The organism is Caldicoprobacter sp. (assembly GCF_047459465.1).
Lineage (GTDB): Bacteria > Bacillota > Clostridia > Caldicoprobacterales > Caldicoprobacteraceae > Caldicoprobacter.
On record NZ_VSCO01000224.1, the window covers coordinates 1 to 1526 of the forward strand.

A 1526-nucleotide genomic window follows, 5' to 3' on the forward strand; every position below is an offset into this window, starting at 1 on the left:
TGATATCCTGTGGATATGCTTTCAAACAATCTATGATAGGAGCATAGGCCGATATGAAGGATACGATAAGGACTCCACCCTTCTTTAATAAACCCATACACTGATTTATCGCTTCTTTTCTCTGGTTTTCCTCCAGCAAATGATACATAGGTCCCATACAAAGTACAGCATCATATTTTTTTCCTGGCAGCAACTTACTTAATTCAAGAACGTTTCCTTGAATACACCCTTTCAATACCACTCCTGCTTCTTTTGAGTTTTTAGCAGCCTGTTCTACCAGTTTTTCACATAGGTCAACAAGCGTAACATCATGACCTTTTTGTGCGAGGTATATGCTATACCTTCCGGGCCCTCCGCCAACATCCAGGACAGAAGCTCCCTCCGGTATAAACCTATCAAGCATTCTTTTTGTCATCTCAAACTCGATCCTATGCCTTAACAGCCGTCCCCATTCGTCATAGTTGCTGTAATACTGCTCAATATTGCCCATGTCAACACCCCCTAAAAATATTAAAACCAAGCAGAATCACCTTTTAGGCGATTCCATGGGGTATTATTCCACGTGTAGGGCTTCCGTACCCTATGCAGCTAAAGCATCCTACTTTTATCCACACTTACCATTTATTTCGAAAATTATTACACGTTAGGCTTGGATTTGTCAAGTGCAACCTGCAAGTTCCCTGCAAACTTCTTATAAAGCTCATAAATATTATAAAATCAGTCCATCTTTCAAAGATAATATCTTCACCGGGAAACTCTTCAGGCTGTTTTAAAAATGCTATAACGTGTCTATCATCCTCGTAAAATACTTCAGGATACTGCTCTATAAATTTTTCATTGGCTCTTTGAAGTTTGCTGCAGTATTTATCACAGTTTTACTTTTCATATCTGTTTCCCCTTATTCTGTCATTTTGGTTCTAAACGGCAGCTTTAATTTTGTTCATATGGTTTGTTATGCCTCATTCTCGGTCTTAGATAATAAAGCTATTATGAAAAATTTTTTTGAATAAGTTTAGTCGTATGGTATTATATTTTTAACGTTGACAATACCTATAGCATTTATCATTTCGGTGTTAATGAATACGGTTATTGAAGATTCAAAATTTAACTGTATAAAATTTAAAGTTATTCCGATTTTCAAATTCCAAGAAGTTCGGATCGTATTATGTCGGTCCAAGCGGGAGAGGGGGGAGCAGATCCTATGAAGAGGAAGAAGCTGACAAGGCGTAATGCTTATCTTAAAGATTTAAATGAATGGAATGAGCATAAGTATAGCCCCGGCCATTGGACCGGTGGTAATATACCTCCCCATGTAAAATATGGTGGAAAGCCAATGGGCATTGTGATGTTCGTTATAGGTTTGGTAAATATAATTGCTGTTATTGCTGCCCTCTTCTTTTCAAGTAGGTTTGATTACAGCATGATTCTTGTAGTTGGGCTAAGTTTCATAATGCTTATCGGTGGTGCAAGAAAAATCAAAAGACGTTAAGATTTGGTTACGAGAATTGATGAAACTGTTGAATTTG

2 protein-coding genes are annotated in these 1526 nt (G+C 37.5%); one reads left to right on the forward strand and one right to left on the reverse strand.

From position 1 onward, the window contains the following. Window positions 1-490: class I SAM-dependent methyltransferase (locus tag FWJ59_RS09580; protein ID WP_414481699.1), on the reverse strand; the 490-nt coding region annotated here is incomplete at its 3' end. A gap of 711 nt (window positions 491-1201) precedes the next feature. On the opposite strand from FWJ59_RS09580, the gene FWJ59_RS09585 reads away from it, so the two are divergent. Then, window positions 1202-1489 carry a hypothetical protein gene (locus FWJ59_RS09585; protein WP_414481700.1) on the forward strand — a complete coding sequence of 96 codons (288 nt, stop codon included), beginning with the start codon at window positions 1202-1204 and terminating at the stop codon, window positions 1487-1489. The last annotated feature ends 37 nt before the right edge of the window (window positions 1490-1526 follow it).

Coding starts and splice junctions, on each gene's coding strand:
- FWJ59_RS09585 (WP_414481700.1), top strand. CDS start 1,202: ATGAAGAGGAAGAAGCTGACAAGGCGTAATGCTTATCTTAAAGATTTA.